Genomic DNA, 24,841 nt, shown 5'->3' with positions numbered 1-24,841 from the left:
GAAGGGCCCCTCGAGGGGCCCTTCCGGAGGAGGCGCGGGTTGACCGTCCACGAAGCCCAGATCGGCCGCTACTACGAGGACTTCGCCCTCGGCGAGGTGTTCCGGCATCCGTTCGGACGCACGATCGGCGAGAGCGACAACACCTGGTTCACGCTGCTCACGCTGAACACGAACCAGAACCACTTCAACGCCGACTTCGCCGGACGCTCGCCCACCGGCAAGGTCATCGTGAACTCGGGCCTGACGGTCGCGCTCGTGCTCGGCCTGTCGGTGATCGACATCAGCCAGACCGCGCTGCTCAACCTCGGCTGGACCGACATCAGGCTCACCCATCCGGTGTTCGTCGGCGACACCCTGTACGCCGAGTCGCTGATCACCGAGATGCGCGAGTCGGCGTCCCGGCCGTACGCGGGCATCATCACCGCCCGTACCCGCGGCCTGAACCAGGACGGCGACGAGGTCGTCTCCTGGACGCGGACGGTCATGGTCTACAAGCGCGGCGCTCCCCACGACAAGAACTACTTCCCAGCGGCCAAGAGCGGGCCGATGACGGGATGAGGATCACCTACGGGCCGTGGGGCGAGACCTTGGCGGAACTGGTCGCCGCCGCCCGGGCCGCCGAGGAGGCGGGAGCCGAGGCGCTGTGGCTGCCCGAACTGCACCGCAGCGCCACCGTCTCCGCCGCCGCCGTCATCGCGGGCACCGGCCGCGCCCAGGTCGGCACGGCGATCGCGCTGGCCTTCACCCGCAGCCCGATGACCACCGCGCTGGAGGCCCTCGACCTCGCCGAGATGTCCGGCGGGCGGTTCGTCCTCGGCCTCGGCACCGGCGTGAAGCGGCTCAACGAGGACTGGCACGGCGTCCGGTGGGAGCCTCCCGCCGCGCGGCTCCGCGAGACCGTGGCGATCATCCGGCACTTCGCCGCGCACGCCGGATCCGGCGAGCCGATGACCGTCGAGGGCGAACTGGAAAGCCTGCGCGTGCGCGGCTACCGGCGCCCGTTCCCGGCGACCCGCTTCCCGCTCTACCTCGCGGGGATGGGGCCGGTGATGACGAAGCTGGCCGGAGAGATCGCCGACGGCTGGATCTCGCACGAGCTGTGCTCGCCCGCGTGGCTGCGCGAGCGCGCCCTCCCGCTGCTGCGTCCCGGCGTGGACGCCGTCGTGTCCGCGGCCTGCTCGATCGATGTCGACCCGGCCGAGGCGCGCCGCCGCGCGGCCGGGCTCACCGGCTTCTACGCCTCGGTCCGCAGCTACGCCGGCTTCTTCGCCTTCCACGACCTCGCCGCCGAGCAGGAGGCGGTGATCGAGGCGTTCCGTTCCGGCGCCGGCGCCGCCGGTCTCGCCGCCGCCGTGCCCGCTCGGATGGTCGACGCGCTCACCCTCGCCGGCACCGCCGACCAGGTCGCCGAGCGCATCGCCGGCTACGCCGGGCACGCCACCACGATCAAGCTGACGCCCCCCGTCCACGGGCTCGCACCCGGGGAGATCCGGACCGCGCAGGCCCGGATCATCGACCTGATCAAGGAGCTGCCATGAGGCCGCTGGAGGACGTGCGGATCGTCTCGCTGGAGCAGTACGGCGCCGGACCGTTCGGCTCCCTGCACCTGGCCGACCTCGGCGCCGAGATCATCAAGATCGAGGACCCCCGGACGGGCGGCGACGTCGGCCGCTACGTCCCCCCGTACGCCGAGGGCGAGGACTCGCTGTTCCACGAGGCGTTCAACCGCAACAAGCGCTCGGTGCCGGTCGACCTGACCACCGAGGCCGGGCGGACGGTGTTCGAGGAACTGGTCCGGATCTCCGACGCGGTCTACTCCAACCTGCGCGGCGACGTGCCCGCCAAGCTCCGCATCACCTACGACGACATCAAGCACATCAACCCGCGGATCGTGTGCTGCTCGCTGACCGGGTTCGGGATGACCGGGCCGCGCGCCGAGGAGCCTGGCTACGACTACATCCTCCAGGGCCTCGCCGGGTGGATGCACCTGACCGGTGAGCCGGACGGGCCGCCCGCCAAGTCGGGACTGTCCCTCGTGGACTACTCGGGCGGCTACGTCGCGGTGCTGTCGATGCTCGCCGCCCTGCACGCCGCCCGCCGCGACGGCGTAGGCATGGACTGCGACGTCTCGCTGTACGACACGGCGATCTCGATGCTCACCTATCCGGGCGTGTGGCACCTCAACGCCGGGTTCACCCCGTCCCGCACCCGGTACTCGGCGCACCCGTCGCTGGTGCCGTTCCAGAACTTCCGCGCCAAGGACGGCTGGCTCGTCGTCGGCTGCGCGAAGGAGAAGTTCTGGCGGCGGCTCACGGCGGTCCTCAACCGCTCGGAGCTGGCGGACGACCCGCGCTTCGCGACGTTCGCCGACCGCCAGCGCAACGCCGCCGAACTGCTCGGCCTGCTGGAACCGCTGTTCCTGGCCCGGACGGTCGCCGAGTGGCTGGAACCGCTGTACGCCGCGTCCATCCCCTGCGGGCCGATCAACGACGTGGCCGCCGCGCTCGCCGAGGAGCACACCGCCGCCCGCGGGCTGATCGTGGAGACCGACCATCCGCGCTACGGGACGGTGCGGAACCTCGCCTCTCCCGTCCGTGCCGGTACCGAACCGCCCGCCTACCGCCGCGCCCCGCGGTGCGGTGAGGACCTCGCGCACGTCACCACCGAGGTCCTCGGCTTCACCGAGGAGCGCGTCGCCGAACTCACCGCCGCCGGTGCCTTCGGGCCGGAGCGCGCCCCATGACCGTCGCCCGCGACCTGGCGGGATGGGCGCTCGGGCTCACACTCGACACCGTTCCCGAGCCCGTGCGCCGGGCCGCCGTCCGGCACATCCTGGACGGGCTCGGCTGCGCGGTGGCGGCGGCCCGGAGAGGAGCGGCCGACGCGGCCGTCCTGACCGCGCGCGAACTGGGCGGAGGGCGCCCCGAGGCGAGCATCATCGGGCAGCCGCGCGGTGCGGTACGCGTGACACGCGCGGAGGCGGCGTTCGCCAACGGCGTCCTGACGCACGCACTCGACTTCGACGACACCCACGCGGGCGGGCTCGTGCACGCCTCCGCGCCCGTCGTCCCCGTCGCGCTGGCCGAGGCCGAGGCGCTCGGCCTCGGCGGGCCCGACATGCTGCTCGGGACCATCGCCGGGCTGGAGGCCATCTGCCGGCTCGGCGCCGCCGCACCGCACGGCTTCCATGCCCGCGGTCTGCATGCCACCGCCGCCTGCGGTGTCCTCGCCGCCGCGCTCACCTCGTCCCGGATGCGCGGGCTGAGCGCCGACGCGACCGTTCACGCGCTGGGCATCGCGGGCAGCCAGGCAGGCGGGCTGCTGGAGTTCCTCAACACGGGAGCGTCCACCAAGCGGCTGCACCCCGGTTTCGCCGCGCGCGCCGGAGTGCTCGCCGCGACCTTGGCGTCCCATGGCGCGACCGGACCGGACACCGTGATCGAGGGCGAGTACGGCCTGTACGGAGCGCTGCTGGGCCGTCGCGTCGAGCCGGCGGCGATCACCGGCGGGCTCGGCGAGCGGTGGGAGCTGACCCGGATCACCGTCAAGCCCTATCCCGCCTGCCAGCTCATGCACGCGCAGCTTGACGCCGCCCGCGAACTCCACGGACTGGAGATCGCGGATGTCACCGCCGAGGTGCATCCCGACGCCGCGTCCATCGTCTGCGGGGACGGCAAGGAACGGCCGCGCACGTCCTACGACGCCAAGTTCAGCCTGCCGTGGAGCCTCGCGGCGATGATCGTCGACGGTGCGGTGACCGCCGCGACCTACGACCGGATCGACCGTCCCGAGGTGCTCGACCTGGCCGCCCGGGTCCGTACGGAGGTCGCCGGCTACGGTGGCGCCGCCGCCGACCAGCCGGGACGGCTGCGCGCCGTCACGCCCGGCGGCCGGGAGATCCTCGCCGAGGTACCGCGGAGCGGCGGCGGACCGGACGACCCGGACATCGAGCGCGCCGTCCGGGACAAGGCGTGCGCCAACCTCGGTTCCGCGGACCATGTGGACCGGATCCTCGGCCTGCCCGGCTTCGCGTCGGTTCGACCGCTGCTCACCGTTCTGGAGGAAGAGTGACCGTTCGCCTGTCCGCCTGCACGGGGACGATCGCAAGCGCGTACGAGAGGGCCTTCGCGGCGCTGGCCGAGGCCGGCGCCGTGCCGGGCGACGTCGTCCACGTCATCGAGTACGCCACCGCCGCCGCGCTCGGGTCCTACGCCGGCGTCGAGGCCGCGCGGCGGGCGGCGCTCGGCGACCACCGCGTGCCCGTGGCGACCGTGGCCGTGGAAGCGCTCCCCGGCGGGGAGGACCTGGCCGTCGAGCTGACCGCCCACCCCGGTGGCGGTGAGCTGATCGAGGCCGCCCCGGACGACGGCATGCACCGCGGCGGTCTCCGGATCGCCGGCGGCATCGTCTACCTGCCGAGCGTCCATCCGCGCGGCGGCGACTTCCGCTCCCAGTACCGGCAGTGCCTGGAACAGGCCGCCGACCTGCTGAAGGCCGCCGGGCTCGGCCTCGGCTCGCTCGTGCAGACGATCGACTACACCGCGAGCGCGACCCGCGCGGAGTACCCGCGCTGCGGCCGTCCCCGCAAGGAGCTGCTCGGCACCGAGGACGGCGTGTTCCCCGGCGCGGCGGGCATCATCGTGGACCGGCCGGTGATGCCGGGCGCGATGGTGTCGCTGGACGCGATCGCCTCCACCGCGAAGCTGCGGACCGTCAACCCCGGCTGGAAGCGGTACGACACGCTCACCTACAAGCCAGGGGTGGCGGCCGGCGACACGCTGTTCCTGTCGGGTTTCGGCGCGCTCGAACCGGCCACGCAGAAGAGCGTCTTCGACGGCGACCTGCTCGCCCAGGCCGAGTACACCTACGCGTCCATCGCCGCGACGCTGCGGGAGGCGGGCCTCGGCGACCGGCCTCCCTACGGGAGCGTGGTCAGGCTCGTCGAGTACATCACTCCCGCCGCCGTCGAAGGCTACGACCAGGTCGCCGAGATCCGCCGGACGTACTTCGGCGACGCGCCCGCGCTCTCGTCGCTCGTCTGCTCCGCGCTGCTGCGTCCCGAGTTCCTGATCGAGGTCGTCCCCACGGCGGTGCTCGCGTGAGCCTGCTGACCGAGGAGATGCGGGCGCTCATCGGACGCGAGGTCGTCTACACGGCGCCGGAAGAGCTCGGCCGCGCCTCGATCCGCTACTTCGCCGAGGCCGTCGGCGACCGCAACCCGCTCTACACCGACGACGCGTACGCGCGCGAGCACGGGTACGCGGGCGTGATCGCCCCGCCGACCCTGATCTTCGAGACGAACCAGTACACCGGCCTGCGCCGCGGCGACGACGGCTTCGCCGGGCACACCTGGCATCTGGACGTCCCCGGGACCCGGCTGGTGCGCGGCGGCAACACCTACGAGTTCCACCGGCCCGTCCGCCCGGACGACGTGATCACCGCGACCTGGCGGATCAGCGACATCACCGAACGGGTCACCGGCCGGGGCCAGGCGATGCTCGTCGTGACCTCCAGAGCCGACTACACCGACCGGCACGGCGAGCGGCTCGCCGCCAACGAGGAGACCCTGATCTACGTGGAGATCGCATGACGGCCGTGGGGGACACGGTCCCCGAACTGGTCCGCCGTATCGAGCTCGCCGACATGGTCGCCTACGCCGGCGCGACCTGGGACTGGCACCGCATGCACTACGACCCGGCGTTCCTGGAGCCGCGCGGTCTGCCCGCCCCCGTCGTCGACGGCCAGGTGTTCGGGGCGCTGCTCGCCGAGCAGGTACAGGACTGGCTCGGTCCGTCCGCGCGGCTGACGAAGCTCGGCTTCCGGTTCAAGAACCTGGTGTTCGCGGGCGAGACCGTCCGCTGCACCGGAACGGTGACCGCGACCGGCGGCGGCCTGCTGACCATCGAGCAGCAGATCGAGGTGGTGGAGGACGGGCGCGTCGCCGTCGCGCCCGCGGGCTGCGAGGTCCGGCCGTGACCGTCGCCATCGCCGGCGTCGCCGAATCCGACCTCGGCGTCACCGGAGCCTCCATCCTCGGGCTCCAGGCACAGGCGATCACCCGCGCGCTGGACGACGCCGGGCTCGCGCTCGCCGACGTCGACGGCATCGCCACCACCGGGGTCTCCCGGTTCTCCGCCACCCAGATGGCCGACTACCTCGGGATCCGGCCGTCCTGGACGGACTCGACGTTCGCCGGCGGATCCGCGTTCGAGATGTTCGTGGCGCGGGCCGCCCAGGCGATCGAGGCGGGGCAGTGCCGTACCGTCCTCATCACGTTCGCCTCCGACCAGCGATCCGCGCGGTCGCGTTCGCTGAGCGGTGCCGTCGAGGCGCACACCCCCGAAGCGATCTTCGAGTCGCCGTACGCGCCGCTGTACCCGATCTCGTACTACGCGATGGCCGCCCAGCGGTACCTGCACACCTACGGCGCCGCCCGCGAGCAGCTCGCCGAGGTCGCCGTCGCCGCCCGCGCATGGGCGCTGCTCAACCCCAAGGCGTTCCGGTACGGCAAGGGGCCGATCAGCGCGGCGGACGTCCTCGCCGCGCCGATGATCTCCACACCGCTGACCACCGCCGACTGCTGCCTGGTCACCGACGGCGGTGGCGCGATCGTGCTCACCTCCCTGGAACGGGCGCGCGACCTGCGCCGGCGTCCCGCGCTCGTGCTCGGCTACGGCGAGTCCACGACCAACACCGGCATGACCACCGCCGACGACCTGCTGCGGCCGGGCTCGTTCGACTCGGGGCGCCGGGCGTTCGCGATGGCCGGGCTGACGCCGTCCGACGTGGACGTCGCCGAGGTCTACGACTCGTTCACGATCACCGTCCTGCTGACGCTGGAGGGTCTCGGCTTCTGCGCACCGGGCGAGGCCGCCGGGTTCGTCGCCGGCGGCCGGATCCGTCCCGGCGGCGACTTCCCGCTCAACACCAACGGGGGCGGCCTGTCCTACTGCCATCCGGGCCAGTACGGGCTGCTGCTGCTCGTCGAGGCCGTCCGGCAACTGCGCGGCGAGTCCGGTGACCGGCAGGTCCCCGGCGCCGAGATCGCGCTCGCGCACGGTACCGGCGGCATCCTGTCCAGCCACGCCACCGTCCTGCTGGGAGCGGACCGATGATCGAAGACGAGTGGTGGGACGCCACCCGGGAGCGCCGCCTGGTCGTCCAGCGATGCCCGTGCGGGCATGTGCAGCACTACCCGCGCGAACTCTGCACCGGCTGCGGCGGTACCTCCCTCACCTTCGCCGACACCTCGGGGCACGGCACCGTCGACTCCTTCACCGTCGTGCACCGCGCGCCCGCGCCCGACCTGGACGTGCCGTACACCGTGGCGCGGGTCCGGCTCGCCGAGGGCCCGATCATCCTCACCCATCTGGACGGCCCCGGGCCGTGGACCTGCGACGAGCCCGTCCGGCTCGGCTGGCGGCCGCTCCCGGACGGCCGGAACCTCCCCGTCTTCATGAAGGAAGCCCGATGGACTTCGAACTGACCGAGGAGCAGCGGCTCTTCCGCGACACCCTCCGCGACTTCGTGAACCGCGAGATCCGTCCGGTGGTCCGGGAATGGGAGGCCGCGGACCGGTACCCCGCCGAGATCGTCGAGACGATGAAGGAGCTCGGGCTGTTCGGGCTCACCGTTCCCGAGGAGTACGGCGGTCTCGGCGTCGACATGGTCTCCTTCGCCCTGGTCTTCGAGGAGATCTCCAAGGGCTGGATGGGCATCGCCGGGATCCTCGGCAGCCACTCGCTGTCCTGCTGGATGATCGCCAGGCACGGCACCGCCGAGCAGCGGGACCGCTTCCTGCCCGACCTGGCCGCCGGCCGCCGCCGTACCGGCATCGGCCTCACCGAGCCGGGCTGCGGCACCGACCTGCAGGGCATCACCACCACCGCCCGCCGCGACGGCGACCACTACGTGATCGACGGACGCAAGACGTGGATCACCAACGCGCGCCATGCCAGCCCGCTGCCCGTCCTGGTCAAGACGGACCCGGCGACCTACCCGGCGCACCGGGGAATGTCCGTCCTGCTGGTCGAGGACGGCTTCGAGGTGCTGCGCGACCTGCCCAAGCTGGGCTACAAGGGCACCGAGTCCTGCGAGATCGTGTTCGACGCCGTCCGCGTCCCGGCGGGGAACCTGCTCGGAGGGGTCGAGGGACGCGGCATGCAGCAGGTGCTATCCGGCTTGGAGACCGGCCGCATCAACGTCGCCGCCAGGTCCCTCGGCATCGCGCAGGCGGCCTACGACGAAGCCCTGCGGTACGCGGCGCGGCGGGAGGCGTTCGGCCGGCCGATCCACGACTTCCAGGCGATCCAGCTCAAGATCGCGGAAATGGCGATCAAGGTCCAGGCCGCCCGTCTCCTGGTCTACTGGGCCGCGTCCCGGGCCGACGCCGGCGACCGCGTCGACATGCAGGCCGGAATGGCCAAGACCTTCGCCAGCGAGGCCGCGATCGAGTGCGCCCTGACCTCGATGCAGGTCCACGGCGGCTACGGGTACTCCAAGGAGTTCGCCGTCGAGCGCCTCTACCGCGACGCGCCGCTGATGAGCATCGGCGAGGGCACCAACGACATCATGCGCACCGTGATCGCCAAGGCGCTGACCTCCGGCAAGGAGACGGTCGGGTGACGACCACCTGGCTCTACGTGCCGGGCGACCGCCCGGACCGGCTCGCCAAGGCCCTGCGCACCGGTGCCGACGAGCTGATCGTCGACCTGGAGGACGCGGTTCCCGTCGCCGCGAAGGAACGCACCCGGGAGTCGGTCGCCGGCTGGCTCCGCTCGCTGCCCGCCGACCGGCCGGCCGTCACCGTCCGCGTCAACCCCGGGGAGCTCGGCCACGCCGACGTCCGGGCGATCGCCGGTGCCGGCCTCGACGGCCTGTGCGTCGCCAAAGTCGAGAGTGCCGGCGAACTGCGTACCCTGGACATCGTCCTCACCGGCGCGGGCATGCCCGGCCTTCCGGTCGTCCCGCTGCTGGAGTCGGCGGCGGCGGTCCTGGCGGCGCCGGAGATCGCGGCCGCGCCGCGGGTCGCCCGGCTCCAGCTCGGCGAGGCCGATCTCGCCGCCGACCTCGGTGTCACGCCCGGGCCGGACGAGTCCGAACTGCTGTGGGCCCGGTCCCAGGTGGTCGCGGCGTCCGCCGCGGCCGGCCTGCGCCCCCCGATCGCCCCGGTCTCCACCGAGTTCCGTGACCTGGAGGCGTTCCGCGTGACCACGCTGCGCCTCAAACGGCTCGGATTCCGTGGCCGTGCCTGCGTTCACCCCGCCCAGCTTCCGGTCGTCGCGGAGGTCTTCACCCCCTCGTCCGCCGAGCTGGATCGGGCCCGCGCCATGCTGGCCGGCTACGAGGCCGCGCTGGCCGCCGGCTCCGCCGTCTTCGTCGGCGACGACGGCCGCCTCGTCGACGAGGCCGTCATCCGTGCCGCGCGCGAGCTGCTGGCCTGAGGCCCGGGGCGCCGACGCCGCGCTTCCAGAGAGGTCCGGCACCGGACTCCGGCCGGGCCTGCCGGTGCCGATGACTCTGTCACCCCATGCCTGGATGAGTCCGCCGAGTCGAGCACGGCGCAGGACGCGGATGCCGTCGACGCCAAGCCGTTCAGTGAATGCAGGGCGGTGTATTCATGATCGAGAACGTAGGCCGGCCGCGGCCGCAGGGAGGATGACCGGAGTCGCGAGGTGCTCCTCCAGCCGAGTGGCCATGGAGTTACACGGGGGATGGCTGCCCCCACACCCGCCCCGGGCGCGATATCACAAGCGTTAGGTGACGGCTCCTAGGAGGGCGGGGGATCGATGAAGACGTCCCGGTCAAGGCGTGACCTGTCCAGTTGGGCGGTCAGGGTGGCGAAATCGAACGCGTCCACAGCGGCGGTCGTGCCGGTGAAGACGGCTGAAGCGCTACCTGCCGGAACGACCACTTCCGCGGGGACCTGCAGCACCTGGTTGTCGCTGCTCAGCTTGATGGTGAGGGGCACATCGGTAGTGGTGCCCAAATGGATTGTCCCTTGGAACGTCTGACCTCCGTACAGCGGCCAGGGTATTTCGACGTCCTTGATACCCGGCCGTACGCGAACGTTGAAACTGCGGCTTCCGACGCCCTCGATGTCTGCGGTGACAGTGGCATTGCCGTCAATATCGTAGGGCGCTGAAAACTGGAAGTTCAGTGTGCCGCCGACCCCTTCGTTCAGCGTCCGGGAACTGGGAAGGTCGAGCCGCGGGTTGTCCGAGGAGAAAGTGACTTCCACGCCCCCGTGCGGGACGGGGTTGGGTAGGTTGAGGGTCATACCGTATGCGCCGCTCCCGTACATCTCCTGCGGACCGGTCAGACTCCAGTCGCCAGGGTCGTAGGTCCACGCCCGTAGTGCGATTACGGAGGACCTGTTCTGGCCCGGTAGTTTGGCGGTGACGGTGACGTTGGCGTCCTGTGGAATACGGACGGTCCTGCCGAAGGAGCCTGCAGTCCCCAGAGTTCCGCTTTTTATGGTGATGGACGTGGGCAGTTGGAGCGCGTCGTTGTCGCTTTCCAGCGTGATGGTGATGCCGCCTTCAGGGGCGGTGCCGTTCAGGCCCACGTCGAGCCAGACGGCATCGCCGCTTATGACGGAACTGGAGGTCGACAGGAACTTCAGGCCGGGCTGGAGTTCAAGCGGTCGGCTGAGTTCCTGGCCATGCAAGGTCGCGGTGACGGCGACGTTGAACGGTCCGTAGATGTAGTCCGGTTGATGCGTGCCGATGGGAACGGTGGCCTCGGTGGCACCGGCCGGGACGGTGACGCTGTGCGGCACGCTCACCCATGTCGGGTCCGCGGAGGCCAGTGCCACGGTGACGGCCCGGCGCGACGCGCAATCCAGCCGTACCTTGCCTTGTGCCGCAGCGCCCGAGTGCACTTTCTCGCTCGGCAACTCCAGGCCGACGAGTGCCGGATGGCAAGCAGGCGATCCCCGCATCTCGGCATTGGCCGGCATTATGAGACCGGGGTATCCGATGACGAGTGCAACGATCGCGGTCCGGATGAGGCTCCGCAACCCCTTGACCTGATACAAGCCACGTCCTTTCATGACGTTCGGCGGTTGTACGGCTCAGTGGAACCTGACCCGACGTTCGGGGGGCCCGGCGCCGGCCACGGCCGCCGAACGATTCCCACCTGCCGGGGAGGGGCTACTTGTAGACGGCTTTGAAGGTGAGGCCAGGGCCTTGTTGACCCGCGTAGGCGGATCGGCCGAGGTAGAGGTAGGGGCCGCGGTATTTGGCGTCGTTGACGGTGGCACCGGGTGAGGTGACGTCGTAGCGGCGGATGTAGATGCCGGTTCCGGTGACCTTGATCTGCAGTTTGGCCAAGGTGCCGGTGACGGGGGCCTTGGTGTTGATGCTCTTCAGCAGGACGGTCCTGCTCGGCTCCTTGCGGTAGAGCTGGAGTTGGCCGTTCTGGCGGAGGATGAGGTTGTATCCGGCGTTGTGGGGATCCGCGGCGGCGTCGGTGAAGGCGTGGTCGCGGTCGGCGGAGAAGTAGACACCGCCCCCACGTGTCTTGTCGGCTCCGAGAGCGGTGAACTTCATCCAGACGCGCAGCTCGTAGGTTTTGGGAACCGGTGAGGCCCAGCCCTGGCGGACGAACATCGGGTAGCTGCCGCGGGGCACGCCCCACCAGTCGGGGGCGGTGAAGGAGCCGCGGTCGGGATGGGCGGCGGCGAGCCGGTTGGCGGCCTGCACCTGGCCGAGGTGGCCGTACCACCAGTTCTGGGTGGCGAACGGGTCGCCGGCACGGCGGTAGCGGGCATGGTCACCGCGGGCGTAGGTGGGGTCGTCGCTGTCGATGCCGCGGACGCCGAGGGCGTAGAGCTGGTCGCGGCGGTAATGGCGGTTGACGTCGTAGCAGGTGACGACGAGTCCGGCGGTCACGTACTGCTTGATGGTGCTGTCGGGCAGGCCCTGCCACAGGGAGACGCGGTCGATGCCGTCGGCCTTGATGGCTTCCGGGGTGTCAATGGCGGCCTGCTGCGCGTTTCCGACGATGACCTGGACGGTGAATCCGGCCCGGCGTGCCAGGACGGCGTCGGAGCGGGAGAAGGTCTGGACCTGGACCGTGTTCTGCAGACCGCGTCGTGTGAGCGTGTCGATGGTGAGCCGCATGGCGGCGGTGTCCTTGGGGTGGGCGAGCAGCGGCTTGAGGCCGGCGTAACGGTCCAGGAGTTCGTTCAGCAGCAGAGGATGGGTGTCGGCGGCGGTGCCGCCGAACCAGGAACGCGGGTCGATCACCAGTTTCTTGAACGCGGCGCTGTCGAGATCGGTGACCGGGCCGGTGGATGTGGAGATGCGGTCGACGGTGGGGTCGTGCCAGACGGCCCCGGCGCCGTCCTTGAGTACCTGGACGTCGAATTCCAGCATGTGCGAGTCGGGGTCGGCCACGCCCCGGTCGAATGCTGCCGTGGTGTTCTCCGGGGCGAGAAAAGCGCCTGATCCCCGGTGTGCGATCACGAAGCGTTGCGGGAGTTCATTGATGCGTGCCCGGGTGTACGCGGATGCGTTTCCGTCAGTGCTTTGGGCGACGACCAGCAGGGGTGACAGGCAGGCGGCGACGACCGCAACGGATGTGAGGCGCACGAACGTGGAGTGTAAGCCGGTGGCTCCAGTTCAAGGGTGGCCGGCACCGGCCGGTTTGAATTGTTATCGAGCCGACAGCCGGGATGGCATACCTCTTTTCCTGACTCCTTGATCGGCAACTTGGTTTACCGGTGGACACACGATTGGTCATGTGGCCTATGTCACAAGATCGCCCTCTGGGGAACTTGATCACTGCTTGATACGTTCACGCTGCTCAAGTCGGATCCTGTCGCTTGGGCTTCATGTTCTGTTCTCCTTGGTGGGGGTGCAGTGTCCGCAGTCGATGGGATCCCGAGTCGCTTCGCACGCACTCGCCGGACTAGCCGCAGGTCGGTCGCCTTCCTGCTCGTCGCCGGTATTGCTGGCGCCTTCTTGCAGGCCGCCGCCACAGTTCCGGCATTCGCCGAAGCAGGTCCTCCGGCGCCGCCCGAGGGTTCGGAGGCGGCGGCCGGCCTTGAGGCGGCGAGAACGGGGAAGCCCGTTGAGGCGACGGCACTGCGCACGGAAACCTCGACGACCTGGGTCAACCCGGATGGCAGCGCCAAGCTGGAGGTGACAGGCCTTCCTCAGCGTGTACGGCGCGCGGATGGGTCGTGGACTGGAATCGACCTCACGCTCAAGCGGCGCTCCGACGGCGCGTTGGAGCCGGTCGCGAGTCCGGCGAAGGTGGCATTCTCCGGAGGAGGCAGCGGGCCCCTCATCTCCTTCACGGACCGCAGCGGGCTTCGTTCGATCCAGCTCGGCTGGACGAGAGAGCTGCCCGAGCCGACCGTGAACGGCGCGACCGCCACCTATGCGTCAGTGCTTCCGGACGTGGACCTGAAGGTCACGGCGACCGTGTTCGGCTACAGCGAGGTTCTGGTCGTCAAGACCGCCGAGGCCGCCAAGAACGCAGCGCTCGCCGAGATCCGTTTCAGCACGCGGACACAGGGTGTGTCGCTGCGTTCGGACGGCCACAACGGCGTCGACGCCGTCGACGAGGCAGGCCGGCGGATTTTCCACGCCGGATCGCCGAGGATGTGGGACTCCGGTGGTGCGGCACCGGCGCAACGGTCGGGCACCACGGTGTCGGCCTCGGACGAGCCCGCGGTCGAGATGCCCACGAAGATCGGGCCGGACTCGATCAGCATCGCTCCGGATCAGCGGATGCTCACGGACCCGGCCACCAGGTTCCCCGTCTACATCGACCCCGACTTCACCGAGGGCCGGAATCACTGGGGCTACATCGACAAGGCATATCCCAGCAATGTCTGCTGGGACAACTCCTGCAAGTACAGCGACGGGGACCCGATCCCGCCCAGGTCGGGCAGCTATAACGGCGCGGGGCCGATCCGCTCGCTGTTCCTCATGGATGTCGACCCACTGCCCAAGGGCTCCTTCGTCGGGCAGGCGGTCTTCTCCATCACCGGTACCTGGACTCCGGACTGGTCCTGCACGGCCAAGCCCGACGTGGAACTGTGGCAGACCTACACCGTCAACGGGAACGAGACCTGGAACAACTTCACCGGATCCGACCATTGGCTGGTCAGGCAAGACGTGCAGAACGCGTCGCTGGGCCATGACAACTGCGGATCGAAGTCGCTGGAGTTCAACGCGCTGGCCGCGACCCGGCGCGCGGCGGCGGGTGGATGGAACAATCTGGCGCTGGGGCTCAAGGCACCCAGTGGCAGCGAGGACAGCAACAGTTCCTGGATGCGTTTCAAGCTCGACCCGAAGCTGACCGTCTACTACAACCAGCGCCCGAACCAGCCGTCCCAGCTCAAGGTCAATGGCAAAACGTGTTCGGCGACCACGTGGCCGCTGATCGGGAAGATGTCGGGGCGTCAGGCTCCGGTGGTGTCGGCCATCGGCACCGATCCTGACGGCGCCAAGGGGCAGAAGCTGACGGCAATGGAGTTCGAGTGGGGAACCTACGACCCCGCCACCAAGATCATGACGAAGGTCGGTGCCCCGCACGACACGCATGATGACGACTCGGGCCGAACGTGGCAGACCGCGATTCCTCAGGATCTGTCGAAGAGCCTGAGCGACGGGACGTACTACGTCAAGGCTCGCTCGTACGACACCTGGCAGACCGATGAGCAGGGCGTCAGCTACTGGAGCAACCCCTGTTACTTCAAGGTCGACACCGCGGTGCCCGACGAGGTCGTCACCATCACTCCGGTCGCCGGCGAGGGGGAGACGGCGCCTGTGTACGGGGCGGACACCTGGGGCGGCGGTATCAACCGGGCGGGATGGTTCGAGATCAAGGCTCCGCAGGTCGGGACGACCAACGACGTGGCCTATTACCAGTGGTCACTGGGCAGCGACCAGCCGACCAACCGGGTCACCGCGGGCACCGACACCGACCGCACCGCCCGGATCAGTGTGACGCCCGCGCAGTTCGGCCCTGCCGTTCTGTACGTGAAGGCATACAGCCAGGCCGGCAACACTGGGCACTCGCTGTTCTCCTACACCTTCAATGTGCAGGCCCCCGATTGTGGTGAGGGCGCTTACCGGCCGTGCCCGCAGATGAGCGCCGGTTTCTGGACGATGGGGGAGGGGAGCGGCGGGGTGAGCCAGGACATGTCCGGCAAGAACCGTCCGCTCATGTTCGGCGCTCCGGCCTTCTGGGCGGAGGGCCGGCCCGGCTTCGGCAAGGCGATCGGCTTCGACGGCCTTGCCGCATGCGGTAACACCAGCACCCAGGTCATCTCCTGCCCGAACAACCCAAGCGCCAAAGTTCCCGTGATCCGCACCGACCAGAGTTTCACGGTCTCGGCGTGGGTCAATCTGAAGAGCCTGCCCCGGCACAACATGGTCGTGGTGAGCCAGTCCGGCAACCATGGCCCCGGGTTCTCGCTGTACTACAAGTACATCAGTGACACCGAGAGGTACTGGTCATTCCTCATGACCAAGACCGATGCGCTGCCGTCCGATCCGAACTACGAGGCGCGCCGGTCGATATCCAATGGCGAGTATCCGGCGCAACAGGGAGTGTGGACCCATCTCACCGGGGTCTATGACTCCAACGAGGGCACGCTCAGCCTGTACGTCAACGGCAGGAACGTCGGAGAAACCGATGTCGTCGACCCGAACGGGTTCCGCCCGAACTGGAACGCTGTCGGCAGCGTTCAGGTCGGGCGCAATTGGTACAACGACAAGTACACCGACTACCTGGACGGCTATATCCAGGACGTCCACATATACCCAGGAGCGTTCAACGGGACGCTCGCGGGCCTGGTGAGAGCGGACGCCAATCCCAACGTGCGGCTTCCGCCGACCGGCTCCTGATTGTCAGCCGTAACGGACGGCGGGGTCGGTAGGGATGCCCGGCCCGCACCGCCGATAGCACGACCGTGTCCCGTTCAGCGTTCTCGATGCGTGGATTTTCCTCGGAGGAAACGTGCGTGGCTGGCTGAGCAGTGCCTGGTGGTCGGGGTGGCGTAAGGTCCTCCTGGCCTCGGTTATCGCGCTTGCGTTGCTCGCGGAGTTGCTGGCGACGACGCCCGCCTCGGCCTATCCCACACCGCGCGGTGACCAGCGTCCCAAGACGCAGCAGCAACGTCCGGTCAAGACGCGCAAGGTACCGGCGAAGTCATCCAGGATGAAGACCTCGAACGGCCATCGACCGGTGGTGACCGATCGGGGACCGAAAGCCGGCAAGGCCGTCGTCGAGATACCCGAGGCCGCCGAGGCTGACCGGCAGCCGACGGCCCAGCGGACGACTCCCGTGGTGCAGGCCGGTGACCTCCCTGTCTGGATCGGCCCTGGGCAGCCACCGGCCGGGCAGCGCGCCGGCACACCTGCTCCCGGAGCGCGGCCGGAGAAAGTGGACGTCGAGGTCCTCGACCGGAAGACCGCGGACCGAGCGGGCGTGCAAGGCGCTCTCATCAAAGTGGGTGCCTCCGCGACCGCGCTGTCCACCACCACATCCTCAGGCGCAAGTTCGATCTCGTTGCAGCTCGACTACTCCGGATTCCGCAGCATGGGAGGCGCAGGCTGGGCACAGCGCCTCCGGCTGGTCAAGATGCCGGACTGTGCGCTGACCACGCCCGACCACCCGCAGTGCCAGCCGCAAGCACTCCCGCGGTCCCGCAACGACGCGCATTCCAACCGGCTGAGCGCGGACGTTGAACTCGCCCCCGCGGGCGGGGCACCCGTGCTGCTGGCGGCTGTCGCCTCGGTGTCCGGGGCGGCGGGCGACTTCTCCGCCACGCCGCTGTCAGCGTCGGCGACCTGGCAGGTGTCTCCCCAGTCCGGAGCGTTCTCCTGGTCCTACCCGGTGCGGACGCCTCCGTCGTTGTCCGGTCCGACACCCAAGATCGGCCTTTCGTACTCCTCGTCCGCGGTCGATGGGCGCACGTCGTCGACCAACAACCAGACCTCCTGGCTGGGTGAGGGCTTCGACTACTGGCCCGGCTACATCGAACGCAAGTACAAGGCGTGCCCGGACGACGGTCACACCGGCAACCCGCCGCCGGGCGACCAGTGCTGGGGCGGCGACAACGCGACCATGTCGCTCAACGGCTCCGCCACCGAACTGATCAAGGACGAGGACACCGGGGTCTGGCGGCCGAAACTCGATGACGGCTCCAAGATCGAACTGCTCACCGGGGCCACCAACGGGGACGACAACGGCGAACACTGGCGGGTGACCGTCGCCGACGGCACCCAGTACTACTTCGGCCTGAACCGGCTCCCCAAATGGGCCCTCAACAGCCCCGAGACCAAATCCACCTGGACCGTCCCCGTCTCCGGTGACGACACCGACGAGCCGTGCAACAGGTCTTCCGGGTTCGCCGACTCGTTCTGCGACCAGGGCTGGCGTTGGAACCTGGACTACGTGGTCGACCCGCGAGGCAACGCGATGTCGCTGTGGTACGGCACGGAAACCAACTACTACGCCAAGAACAAGGTCACCAAGCCCGGAACCCTCTACATCCGCGGTGGATACCTCTCCCGGATCGACTACGGTCAGCGCAGCGACACCATCTTCTCGGCGAAGGCCCCCCAGCAGATCGTCTTCGATGTCCAGGAGCGCTGTTTCAAGGCGGCGACCGAATGCGTCGACAGCAAGTTCACCGAGGCCAACAAGGCGAACTGGCCCGACGTCCCGGTCGACCAGCATTGCGCCAAGGACGCCACGTGCACCAACAAGTTCGCACCCACATTCTGGACGCGCAAGCGCCTGGCCGCAATCACCACCCAGGTGCTGAACGGCACCACCTACAAGCCGGTCGACACCTGGACCTTCGACCAGTCCATCGTCGCCGCCGGGGACACCTCGGACCCGTCCCTCCGGTTGAACGGCATCACCCACACCGGCAAGGCGACCGGCGCCGGCGTGACGGGCGGTGCCGTCAGCCTGCCGAAGATCAAGTTCGGCTACAGCCAGATGCCCAACCGGGTGGACGGCATCGGCGACGGCCTGCCCGCGTTCATCAAGTGGCGCCTCACCGGCATCGAGAACGAGCACGGCGGCGCCACCAACGTCACCTACTCGGACGTCGACTGCGCGGGTTCGTCGCTGCCCGCACCCGCGAGCAACACCCGGCTGTGCTTCCCGCAGCGCGTCACCCGCCCGGGGGCGACCGATCCCAACGACCTGATCACGGACTGGATGCACAAGTACGTGGTCAAAGAGGTCAACAACGCCGACTACGTCGGCGGCGCGCCCGCCGAGGTCACCCAGTACCAGTACCTCGACCAGCCCGCCTGGCACTACGCCGACGACGACGCCCTGGTCCCGGCCCGCTACAAGACCTGGTCGGAATGGCGCGGCCACTCCAAGGTCCGCACCCTGCACGGAGCTCCGGGCACGATGCAGACCCGTACCGACTCGCTGTACTTCCGCGGCATGGACGGCGACCGTACCAAGGCCGACGGCTCGGAGACCCGAACGGTCAAGGTCACCGACTCCGAAGGCACCGAGATCGGCGACCGCGACCAGTTGCAGGGGTTCCTGCGCGAGCAGATCAGCTACCAGCAGGCGTCCGGCGGAGAGTTGTCCGCCACGATCAACAGCCCCTGGGAACACGGCCCGACCGCCGAACGCGGTGGCAACAAGGCCTGGCGGATCGATACCGCCAAGATCCGCACGCGCACCGCGCTGAGCACGCCCGGCTCCTACCGCCGTACCGAACTCGTCAAAGACTTCAACGACGACGGCACGGTCAAACAGCAGTGGGACAAGGGGGACATCGGCACCACCGTCGGTGACGGGGACGACCTGTGCACCAAGACCACCTACACAGGCAACGACGCGAAGGGAATCTGGGGCCTGGTCGACAGGTCGTGGACGGTCGCCAAACCCTGCGGCGAGACCCCGTCCCTGCCCACCGACGCCGTCTCCGACGTCAAGACCACCTACGACCTGGCCTACGGCGAGCAACTCAAGACAGAAGAGGTCGATTCCTACACCAACGGAACCCCGGCCTACACCACCACCTCGCGAACGGTCTACGACGGCCTCGGCCGCGTCAGCGAAACCTACGACGCGCTGAACAACAAGACCACCACCACGTACACGGCCACCGGCGGCGTGGTCACAGGGCGGACGGTCACCAACGCGCTCAACCATGCCGCCACCCAGACGCTCGAACCCGCATGGGGCCTGCCCACGCAGACCAAGGACGCCAACGGCAACACCAGCACCATGCAGTACGACGCCCTCGGGCGTCTGGTGAAGGCCTGGGGACCTGGCCGCACAACCGACAAGACACCCAACGCCGAGTTCGCCTACCAGATCAGCACCACCGCGCCCACGGTCATCACCACGAAACAACTGATGCCCAACGGGCAGCAGAAGGCCGGCTACCAACTCTTCGACGGCCAACTGCGCGCACGGCAGACCCAAGGACCGGCCAGCGGCTCAGGCCGAGTCCTCACCGACACCTACTACGACAGCCGTGGCCTGGCCTGGAAGACCAACGCTCCGTACCTGGACACCACCGGCGCCCCCGGGACCACGCTGCTCACCCCCGTACAGGACAACGCCGTCCCAAGCCAAACCCTGGTGACCTACGACGGCGCTGCACGTCCCACTGCCAGCACCCTCTACAGCTTCGCCACCCGCAAGTGGGCGACCACCACCGCCTACGGCGGCGACCGCACCACCGCCACGCCACCGCAGGGCGGCGTCCTGTCCACCACGCTCACCGACGCGCGTGGCAAGAAGACCGAGCTACGCCAGTACAAGAACGGCGTCGTCAGCGACAATCCCGCTGACTACGACGCCACCAAATACACCTACACCCCGGCCGGTGAGCCGAAGACCCTCACCGATCCGGCCGGGAACCAGTGGAAGTACGACTACGACCTGCACGGCCGCCTCAAGACGGTCGACGACCCTGACCGCGGACCGGCGCAGTTCGAGTACAACGCCGCAGGGGGCCTGACCAAGAGCACCGACGCCGAGGGCCGCGTCCTGAAGTTCACCTACGACGCGCTCGGCCGGCGCACCTTCGAGCACCAGGTCCGCGACGACGGCACCGAGACCAAGCTCGCCGAATGGACCTACGACAAGGTCGTCGGCGCCCTCGGCAAGCCTTCCGCCTCCATCCGCTGGGTGGGCGACCAGCCGTACAAGCAGGAGATCACCAAGTACGACGCCGCCTACCGGCCGCTGGAGAGCCAGGTCACCATCCCCGCCGCCGAAGGCGGCCTGGCCAAGACCTACCAGACCAAGCTCACCTACAACGCCGACGGCAGCATCGACACCCTCGGCATGCCCGCCGCCGGCAACCTCGCCGGCGAGACGATATACCACGGCTACAACGGCCTCGGCCAGCTCACCACCGTCGACGGCCTGGACGCCTACGCCCAAGGCGCCACCTACACCGACTTCGGCGAACTCTCCCAGCTGTCGCTGGGCACCCACACCTCCAAATGGGCCTGGCTCACCAACTACTACGACGACGCCACCCGCCGGCTCACCCGCTCGCGCACCGACCGCGAGAACATCGGCGCGGGCGACGACGACGTCAACTACACCTACGACCCGGCCGGCAACGTCACCAAGATCGCCGACACGCCCGCGAACGCGCCCGCCGACGTCCAGTGCTTCGACCACGACTACCTGACACGCCTCACCCAGGCCTGGACCGCCACCGACGACTGCCGGCAGAAACCCACCAAGGACAACGCCGGTCAGATCGTCGGCGGCCCGCAGCCGTACTGGCAGTCCTTCTCCTACGACCTCACCGGCAATCGCACCAAGAGCACCAACCACGACGTGGCCGGTGACACCACCAAGGACCACACCAGCACCTACACCTACGACGGCAACGGCAAGGGACAGCCGCACACCCTCACCTCGGTCACCACCACCTGGGGCGGACCCGGCGTCCCCGAGAGCGGCACCGCGCAGAACACCTACGAATACGACAAGACCGGCAACACCACCCTGCGCCAACGCGGCGGAGACGACCAGACCCTGAGCTGGGACGCTGAGGGCCGCCTGGCCAAAGTCACCGACCCCGACGGCAAGACCAGCAGCTACCTCTACGACGCCAACGGCAATCTGCTCATCCGCCGCGACGCCGACGGCAGCAGGACCCTCTTCCTGGACGGCCAGGAACTCGAACTCGACGCCTCCGGGACCGTCACCGGCACGCGCTACTACAGCCACGGCGACTCCATCATCGCCGTCCGTACCGCCAAAGGACTGTCCTGGCTCATCCCCGAACGCCAGGGCAGCGCCCAGATCGCCATCGACGCCAAGACCCAGGAGATCACCCGCCGCCGCTACCTGCCCTTCGGACAACTGCGAACCGCGCCGACCGACTGGCCGGGCAACAAGGCGTTCGTCGGCGGCACACCCGACCCCAACACCTCGATGCTCCACCTCGGAGCCCGAGAATACGACCCCGAAACCGGGCGCTTCGCCTCCGTCGACCCCATCCTCAACGCCGGCGACCCCCAATCACTGAACGGCTACGCCTACGCCAACAACAGCCCGGCCACCAACACCGATCCCGACGGGCTGATGTGCCATTCGATCGAAGGCAAGATCGAATGTTTCAACGGCGACGGCGTCAACCGCCAGCCCACCAAGGACGGCAAGGGCTACAGGGTCGTCGGCCGCCCGAACGGCTGGGCCCCCGGGTTCTATGCCCCCAGGCGCAGCTCCGGTCCCTCCGCCGCCGAGGTCCGAGCCCAGCTTCTCGAGGCCGCGGCGGCCGCCATGCGCGCCCGCGTCGCCGGCGCCCAGGCCCGCATCGCCAATGCCGCCAAGGTCCTCGCCAAGATCGCAGCCGACGAACTCGGCATCACCGCGGGCATCGACTGCTTCACCACAGGAGACCTGGGCTCCTGCGGCGAAACCGTCCTCAACGTCGTCACCAGCGCCGCCGGCGGCATCGCCGCCAAACTCATCGGCAAGTACGCCCTCAGATGGGGCAAGGCCGCCCGCCTGGTGAAACGCCTCTGGGGAGCCGTCTCCGACATCGCCGGAGGCATCAAGGACTGGTTCAAGGCCAACCGAGCCCTCAAAGCCGCCGAAAAAGCCGCCAACACAGCCAGAGCCGCCGCCGACGCCGCACCAGATTTCCGTGATGGGACTCAACCCAGGTTCTCTGTCGATAAAGATGGGGTAGCCACCGACCACCATGCCGACCCGAATGACTTGGTTAATCCGCTAGAGGGAACGACATATACACAAAAAGTTCGAGATCAGATCGAAAGCGGCGACAATCACGGATTCCCGGCAATTATCGACACAATTCCCATGGCAAGAGATGCCTCCGAAATTGCTGGCGGCGATGGCGTTCTTAGGATCCATGTTAAGCTGCCGGGGGCGGTTAACGGTAGACAAGGGACATTTCATTGGATCATTGAGCCAGATGGAATGATCAACCACAGATTCTTTGATCGGAGAATGAAGTAGTGGCGGCACCGAAGCAAGAACGACTCCTCGCGGCACTTCCGCATAGGTTGCAGGCCCTGGCCGTTGACCTGAGTAGCGAGGGATCCTTCGAGTACGCATTTCCTGTCGCTAATTGTGACGAGGTCTTCGAGGCGCTTGTGGCGTCGGGGTTCGTACCGACGGGCGGAGACCTTTGGGAGCCGCTCAGTGATGGATTCGGTTCCACAGGTGAGGGCTGGTACTTCCAGCGCGATGAAGGTTCTTCCGCAGCGGAGACCTTGACGCTCGCTAGACGCCGTTGGGACGCATTTAGGATGACCTTGCTTGACGGGGACGTAAGATATGTAACCTTTATGGGGAGCTTTCCTGAAAATGAAGTGAGGTAGACGTGGGGCCGTGTCATTGGGCGGCATGTCGAAGCAGACCATCGACTTTGGGTCACTGATTGGCATATATTATAAAGACGTGTCAAAATATGAATATTGGCGCACGAATTGTCCTCCAAGGCCACCTGAAATACCGTGCATGATGCTGAACGTCGGTTGGTTGGCATGTGGCCATTCATACGAAACGGGAGTGTTTCCGGAACCGGCACTGGAGAGATTGATCGAGCTGGCAGCCAGCCTGGCAGTCGGCCCAATTCGCCCAACTAGTGCCCCGTATCTGAAGTAGCTTTACTCTTGCCCCGAGTGAGATCATGCCGATTGTGGATCTTTCGAAGCGGCAGCGTTCGGCGCTTGAATCGGTGGTCGGTGAGGGCGGGTATGACGGGTCGGTCGCGGCTCGTGCGCAGATTGTTCTGTGGTGGGCGGACGGTCGTTCGGTGGCCGAGATCGTGCGGTTGTCGGGAGCGACGAAACCGACGGTGTACAAGTGGCTGGACCGATATGAGCGGTCCGGGCTGGACGGTTTGATCGATCTGGAGCGGCCGGGCCGGCCACGCGGGATTTCGCAGCGGGTGCGGTCCCGGATTGTGGCGCTGACCCGGACATCGCCGCCCGAACGGCTGGGCGCCCGGGTTCTATGCCCCCAGGCGCAGCTCCGGTCCCTCCGCCGCCGAGGTTCGAGCCCAGCTTCTCGAGGCCGCGGCGGCCGCCATGCGCGCCCGCGTCGCCGGCGCCCAGGCCCGCATCGCCAATGCCGCCAAGGTCCTCGCCAAGATCGCAGCCGACGAACTCGGCATCACCGCGGGCATCGACTGCTTCACCACAGGAGACCTGGGCTCCTGCGGCGAAACCGTCCTCAACGTCGTCACCAGCGCCGCCGGCGGCATCGCCGCCGAACTCATCGGCAAGTACGCCCTCAGATGGGGCAAGGCCGCCCGCCTGGTGAAACGCCTCTGGGGAGCCGTCTCCGACATCGCCGGAGGCATCAAGGACTGGTTCAAGGCCAACCGAGCCCTCAAAGCCGCCGAAAAAGCCGCCAACACAGCCAGAGCCGCCGCCGACGCCGCACCGAAGTTGTGCAAGAAGAACAGTTTTCTGCCTGACACAAGGGTCAGGTTGCCCGACGGCAGGACCAAACCGATCAAGAAAATCAAGGCCGGGGACAAAGTGCTGGCCACTGATATCAGGACAGGCAAGACTTCACACCGCACCGTTGTGGCGACGGTCGCCGGGGCCGATATCAAGAACCTCGTACAGGTGAATATTGATAGTGACGGGGACCGCGGCGTCAAGGCCGACGTGATCATTGCCACCGGCAATCATCCCTTCTGGGTCCAATCCCTCTCCCGCTGGCTGCCCGCCGAGCAGGTGAGGGCTGGAATGTGGCTACGTTCCGACACGGGCACCCAGGTTCGGGTAACCGCCATCCGGACTTGGAGCCAGTATCAACATGTCCACAACCTCACCGTCGCTATCGATCACACCTACTATGTTGAAGTCGGTGCGACTACGAATTTTGGATTGGTCTCCATGATCAATGCCATGACCGACCTTCCTGGGGCATTCGCAAGAGCTCAAAGCTCGGGCGATGGGGTTCTTCATTTCTACGAGCGCGATGGTCACCTGACCGTGCAGCGCCACGCTGATCGAGTTCGCGTGACATGCAGCTATGTCGACGGGGTCATGGACGTGAGCGATAAAGAGCTGGCGATCGCCTTGCTTGACTTTGTCCATAAGGGCACCACGTCTCTTATTGAGGATTATCCGGATCTCTTGAAAAATCCCAGCTTCCTCGGTCTCGCTTACAAAAATTGAAGTAAGCATGTTAAGAGGGGGAGCCGGGCGGGTCAACGGGGTGGGCGTCGGGAACGCCATCTATGATGAACGCGCCATAGTCCGCGGCCGCCTGCCGGTGGGCCAGCGCCTCCTGGCAGGGGGCTCTCGCGCCATACGTTTGCCTCTCTGACGCTCGGAAACCGGTGGATCAAGGACGCCGTCGAACGGCTCGCCCT

General features: G+C 68.1%; 18 protein-coding genes and 1 pseudogene. 17 read left to right on the top strand and 2 right to left on the bottom strand.

Features of this window, described 5'->3' with window-relative positions:
• Positions 1 to 39 precede the first annotated feature (39 nt).
• From ACZ466_RS10445 to ACZ466_RS10395, 11 genes are read left to right on the top strand one after another with little or no spacing between them, the layout of a single operon-like run.
• A complete protein-coding gene (locus tag ACZ466_RS10445; protein WP_378287192.1) occupies positions 40 to 558 on the top strand; it encodes a MaoC family dehydratase in 519 nt (172 codons plus the stop codon).
• A complete protein-coding gene (locus tag ACZ466_RS10440) occupies positions 555 to 1,538 on the top strand; it encodes an LLM class flavin-dependent oxidoreductase (protein WP_378287191.1) in 984 nt (327 codons plus the stop codon). The genes ACZ466_RS10445 and ACZ466_RS10440 overlap by 4 nt, the downstream gene beginning before the upstream one ends.
• Positions 1,535 to 2,743, top strand: coding sequence for a CaiB/BaiF CoA transferase family protein (locus tag ACZ466_RS10435; protein ID WP_378287190.1), 1,209 nt, complete (start codon positions 1,535 to 1,537; stop codon positions 2,741 to 2,743). Before ACZ466_RS10440 ends, ACZ466_RS10435 begins: the two co-directional genes overlap by 4 nt.
• Positions 2,740 to 4,071 carry an MmgE/PrpD family protein gene (locus ACZ466_RS10430; protein ID WP_378287189.1) on the top strand — a complete coding sequence of 444 codons (1,332 nt, stop codon included), beginning with the start codon at positions 2,740 to 2,742 and terminating at the stop codon, positions 4,069 to 4,071. Before ACZ466_RS10435 ends, ACZ466_RS10430 begins: the two co-directional genes overlap by 4 nt.
• Positions 4,068 to 5,102 (top strand): RidA family protein, encoded by a 1,035-nt coding sequence (locus tag ACZ466_RS10425; protein ID WP_378287188.1) that lies wholly within the window; start codon positions 4,068 to 4,070, stop codon positions 5,100 to 5,102. Before ACZ466_RS10430 ends, ACZ466_RS10425 begins: the two co-directional genes overlap by 4 nt.
• Entirely contained in the window at positions 5,099 to 5,590 is a 492-nt protein-coding gene (locus ACZ466_RS10420; protein ID WP_378287187.1) for an FAS1-like dehydratase domain-containing protein, read from the top strand. Before ACZ466_RS10425 ends, ACZ466_RS10420 begins: the two co-directional genes overlap by 4 nt.
• Positions 5,587 to 5,976, top strand: a complete 390-nt coding sequence (locus ACZ466_RS10415) for a MaoC/PaaZ C-terminal domain-containing protein (RefSeq protein WP_378287186.1) — start codon at positions 5,587 to 5,589, stop codon at positions 5,974 to 5,976. The genes ACZ466_RS10420 and ACZ466_RS10415 overlap by 4 nt, the downstream gene beginning before the upstream one ends.
• Positions 5,973 to 7,115, top strand: a complete 1,143-nt coding sequence (locus ACZ466_RS10410; protein WP_378287185.1) for an acetyl-CoA acetyltransferase — start codon at positions 5,973 to 5,975, stop codon at positions 7,113 to 7,115. Before ACZ466_RS10415 ends, ACZ466_RS10410 begins: the two co-directional genes overlap by 4 nt.
• A complete protein-coding gene (locus ACZ466_RS10405; RefSeq protein WP_378287184.1) occupies positions 7,112 to 7,486 on the top strand; it encodes a Zn-ribbon domain-containing OB-fold protein in 375 nt (124 codons plus the stop codon). Before ACZ466_RS10410 ends, ACZ466_RS10405 begins: the two co-directional genes overlap by 4 nt.
• On the top strand, positions 7,471 to 8,625 hold the full coding sequence (locus tag ACZ466_RS10400; protein ID WP_378287183.1) for an acyl-CoA dehydrogenase family protein: 1,155 nt from the start codon (positions 7,471 to 7,473) through the stop codon (positions 8,623 to 8,625). Before ACZ466_RS10405 ends, ACZ466_RS10400 begins: the two co-directional genes overlap by 16 nt.
• On the top strand, positions 8,622 to 9,443 hold the full coding sequence (locus tag ACZ466_RS10395) for an HpcH/HpaI aldolase/citrate lyase family protein (RefSeq protein WP_378287182.1): 822 nt from the start codon (positions 8,622 to 8,624) through the stop codon (positions 9,441 to 9,443). The genes ACZ466_RS10400 and ACZ466_RS10395 overlap by 4 nt, the downstream gene beginning before the upstream one ends.
• A gap of 326 nt (positions 9,444 to 9,769) precedes the next feature.
• On the opposite strand, the gene ACZ466_RS10390 is transcribed toward ACZ466_RS10395, so the two are convergent.
• On the bottom strand, positions 9,770 to 11,038 hold the full coding sequence (locus tag ACZ466_RS10390) for a hypothetical protein (RefSeq protein ID WP_378287181.1): 1,269 nt from the start codon (positions 11,036 to 11,038) through the stop codon (positions 9,770 to 9,772).
• 115 nt (positions 11,039 to 11,153) lie between these two features.
• Positions 11,154 to 12,470 carry a glycerophosphodiester phosphodiesterase gene (locus tag ACZ466_RS10385; RefSeq protein WP_378287180.1) on the bottom strand — a complete coding sequence of 439 codons (1,317 nt, stop codon included), beginning with the start codon at positions 12,468 to 12,470 and terminating at the stop codon, positions 11,154 to 11,156.
• 396 nt (positions 12,471 to 12,866) lie between these two features.
• Between ACZ466_RS10385 and ACZ466_RS10380 the strand changes: the two genes are divergently transcribed.
• From ACZ466_RS10380 to ACZ466_RS10355, 6 genes and pseudogenes are all read left to right on the top strand, one after another.
• On the top strand, positions 12,867 to 15,869 hold the full coding sequence (locus ACZ466_RS10380; protein ID WP_378287179.1) for a LamG domain-containing protein: 3,003 nt from the start codon (positions 12,867 to 12,869) through the stop codon (positions 15,867 to 15,869).
• Between the two features lie 112 nt (positions 15,870 to 15,981).
• Positions 15,982 to 22,464: an RHS repeat domain-containing protein gene (locus ACZ466_RS10375; protein ID WP_464043302.1), complete on the top strand. Its 6,483-nt coding sequence runs from the start codon at positions 15,982 to 15,984 to the stop codon at positions 22,462 to 22,464.
• Positions 22,464 to 22,829, top strand: coding sequence for an Imm40 family immunity protein (imm40, locus tag ACZ466_RS10370; protein WP_464043300.1), 366 nt, complete (start codon positions 22,464 to 22,466; stop codon positions 22,827 to 22,829). Before ACZ466_RS10375 ends, imm40 begins: the two co-directional genes overlap by 1 nt.
• Before the next feature lie 25 nt (positions 22,830 to 22,854).
• Entirely contained in the window at positions 22,855 to 23,115 is a 261-nt protein-coding gene (locus ACZ466_RS10365) for a DUF7919 family protein (RefSeq protein ID WP_464043298.1), read from the top strand.
• Positions 23,116 to 23,140: 25 nt separating this feature from the next.
• Positions 23,141 to 23,467, top strand: a pseudogene (locus ACZ466_RS10360) (helix-turn-helix domain-containing protein); the annotation flags it as partial.
• 73 nt (positions 23,468 to 23,540) lie between these two features.
• Positions 23,541 to 24,644, top strand: coding sequence for a polymorphic toxin-type HINT domain-containing protein (locus tag ACZ466_RS10355; RefSeq protein ID WP_464043296.1), 1,104 nt, complete (start codon positions 23,541 to 23,543; stop codon positions 24,642 to 24,644).
• Positions 24,645 to 24,841: the final 197 nt, after the last annotated feature.

The sequence above is a fragment of the Actinomadura rugatobispora genome (assembly GCF_055379765.1).
This window is presented reverse-complemented; position numbering and strand designations above follow the sequence as displayed.

What these genes read in the sequence shown, in the direction of transcription:
- ACZ466_RS10440 (WP_378287191.1), top strand. Translation starts at nt 555, where the DNA reads ATGAGGATCACCTACGGGCCGTGGGGCGAGACCTTGGCGGAACTGGTC.
- ACZ466_RS10400 (WP_378287183.1), top strand. Translation starts at nt 7,471, where the DNA reads ATGGACTTCGAACTGACCGAGGAGCAGCGGCTCTTCCGCGACACCCTC.
- ACZ466_RS10415 (WP_378287186.1), top strand. Translation starts at nt 5,587, where the DNA reads ATGACGGCCGTGGGGGACACGGTCCCCGAACTGGTCCGCCGTATCGAG.
- ACZ466_RS10435 (WP_378287190.1), top strand. Translation starts at nt 1,535, where the DNA reads ATGAGGCCGCTGGAGGACGTGCGGATCGTCTCGCTGGAGCAGTACGGC.
- ACZ466_RS10405 (WP_378287184.1), top strand. Translation starts at nt 7,112, where the DNA reads ATGATCGAAGACGAGTGGTGGGACGCCACCCGGGAGCGCCGCCTGGTC.
- ACZ466_RS10365 (WP_464043298.1), top strand. Translation starts at nt 22,855, where the DNA reads ATGTCGAAGCAGACCATCGACTTTGGGTCACTGATTGGCATATATTAT.
- ACZ466_RS10430 (WP_378287189.1), top strand. Translation starts at nt 2,740, where the DNA reads ATGACCGTCGCCCGCGACCTGGCGGGATGGGCGCTCGGGCTCACACTC.
- ACZ466_RS10355 (WP_464043296.1), top strand. Translation starts at nt 23,541, where the DNA reads ATGCGCGCCCGCGTCGCCGGCGCCCAGGCCCGCATCGCCAATGCCGCC.